2 protein-coding genes are annotated in these 1901 nt (G+C 61.4%); both read right to left on the reverse strand.

Annotated features, from left to right (window positions below; genetic code table 11):
* The coding region (locus NW857_RS11920) for a hypothetical protein (protein WP_414369054.1) at positions 1 to 556 on the reverse strand (556 nt) is incomplete at its 3' end.
* 139 nt (positions 557 to 695) lie between these two features.
* On the reverse strand, positions 696 to 1901 hold a 1206-nt coding region (locus NW857_RS11925; RefSeq protein WP_414369055.1), incomplete at its 5' end, for a bifunctional metallophosphatase/5'-nucleotidase.

Consider the following 1901-nt stretch of genomic DNA (forward strand, 5'->3'; position numbering starts at 1 on the left):
CTGAGAAGGGCATGTAGGAAAAAAAGACAACATAGACCCGGCGGCTGAGCCAAGAAAAAATGAGATAGACTGCCGCCAAGAGGCCGATCCCTTGCAAGGTGCGGAAAGCCGGCACCCGCGAGAGCGGCATGCGCTGCCGTGCCACCCAGATGGAGCTAAGGAAATAGTAGGGAGGCACCAGCAGCAGAAACATATCCGCTTGCTTCACCACCGCCTGCCAGCCAGCCGTGTTGGTGGCATAGGCCAAGTAACCGGCCCAGAGGACAAGGCTCACCGCTGCCAAGCCGATGTTCAAGCTGAGCAAAAAAGGCTCTTCCCACTGCCCCGGGATCCAGTGGCAGAGAACCCAAACCAGCCAAGGAGCCGCAAAGAGCAGGATGGCAATCGTCAAGCCGTTGGCGTTGAGCTGGGTGAAAAACGTTTCCAGGGTCATAATGGCGAAGGGAGGGAAAGTCGATTTCACTCGATAGTAGCGTAGTTCCAATCCTTGACCAAAATCCGTCAACACTGCCCAAAAAACAACGGTCTCAGGGATCAAGTTTTCCGGACAACCCAAAAGGGATCCCTAAATTACCAGCGATCCTTTCTGATCCACTTGGCAACATCCCTTCCCAAAAGTCCAAGGTCTTGCTCCCGACAAACGCCAACCCCTCCCCCAGCAAGGAGAGGGGCGGCGGGCTCGGCAACAGCCCAGACTAGAGGCCTTGCAGCACCGTATCCTGGCGCACCGAGAGGTTCTGGATGCGGGTATCTTGCGCAGCCGGGGTATCCTCCTGGGTGAACACGCCGATCTGCCGCAAGTAGCGAGCCAGCGCATCCTGCTCGCTGCCGGGGGTGTCAAAAGTGATGCCGGAGCTGGGGGCCAAGTTCACCCGGTTGGGGTTAGACAGGCGCGGGAAGGGATAGTCATCCCCACCGTTGGCCAGGAAGTCCAGCGTCACCAGGCGGAAGGTACGGCGGGGATCCCCTTGCAACTGGCCGTTGCGCACCACCACATCCCGGCCCGTGGGTGTGTCCACCCGCAAAGAGATCACGCGGGATCCCGGTGGTCGCGACGGATCAAAGCTGAAGGCAAAGCCGCCAATCTGCGGGAAGCGGCCCGGCGTGGCCCCTGGCTGGCTTTGCGCCACCCCGTGTTCTATCAATTGTTTCAGCTCCTCGGCGGTGACGGTCACCAGCGACAGGCCGTTGTTAAAGGCCAAGGCAGTTTCGATATCCAGTTGCGAAACTTGGCCTGACTGCTTGCCGGCATCGGGGTTGGCCAGCGGAGGGATCCGCCGCACCGGCTCGCCGCCGCCGCCGCCGGTGGTAGCCCCAATGGGAGCGCGAATGCCACCCCCGTTTTTCAGGGAGATAACCGTGGTGGCATCGACAGTTTTGGCGTAGGCCAAGTTGGCATCAGCCGTGAGGTTGCCCAGGTTGGTTTCCTCGGTGCGCACCTCGGCCCGCAGGCCGTTGAGGAATTGCGTAGTAGAGCCAAAGGTGCGGCCATCCTTGGTGCGGATGATGTTGCCGATCTCGTTGGCCACCCGCACCACGTCGGGGTTGGGAGTGCCGCGCACGGCTGCCACCCCTTGGTCGTCGGTGGCATAGGCGCCGCTTACCGGATCGATGCGGGCAATCACCCCATTGGCGTCGAAGCCGGCCACCAAGCGGCCCACGTAGCGGTAGTTGGCGCCGGTGTTGACCACTGCCACCGGCTGGCCACTGGCTGAGGTGCGCAGGATGGGGTAATCGCCCGTGCGCACATCTTCAGGGCGGAGGCGGTCGGTGGGCTTGGCAATAACACGGTGGGAGCCGCCGGCGATGATGACATCGACATCCCGCAGTTGGCTGGCCAGGGTTACCTCGTTTTGGAGCTGCTGCAGGTGGGCCAGGAGGATGATCTTGTTAATGCCCTG

The organism is Synechococcus sp. H55.9 (assembly GCF_047462355.1).
Lineage (GTDB): Bacteria > Cyanobacteriota > Cyanobacteriia > Thermostichales > Thermostichaceae > Thermostichus.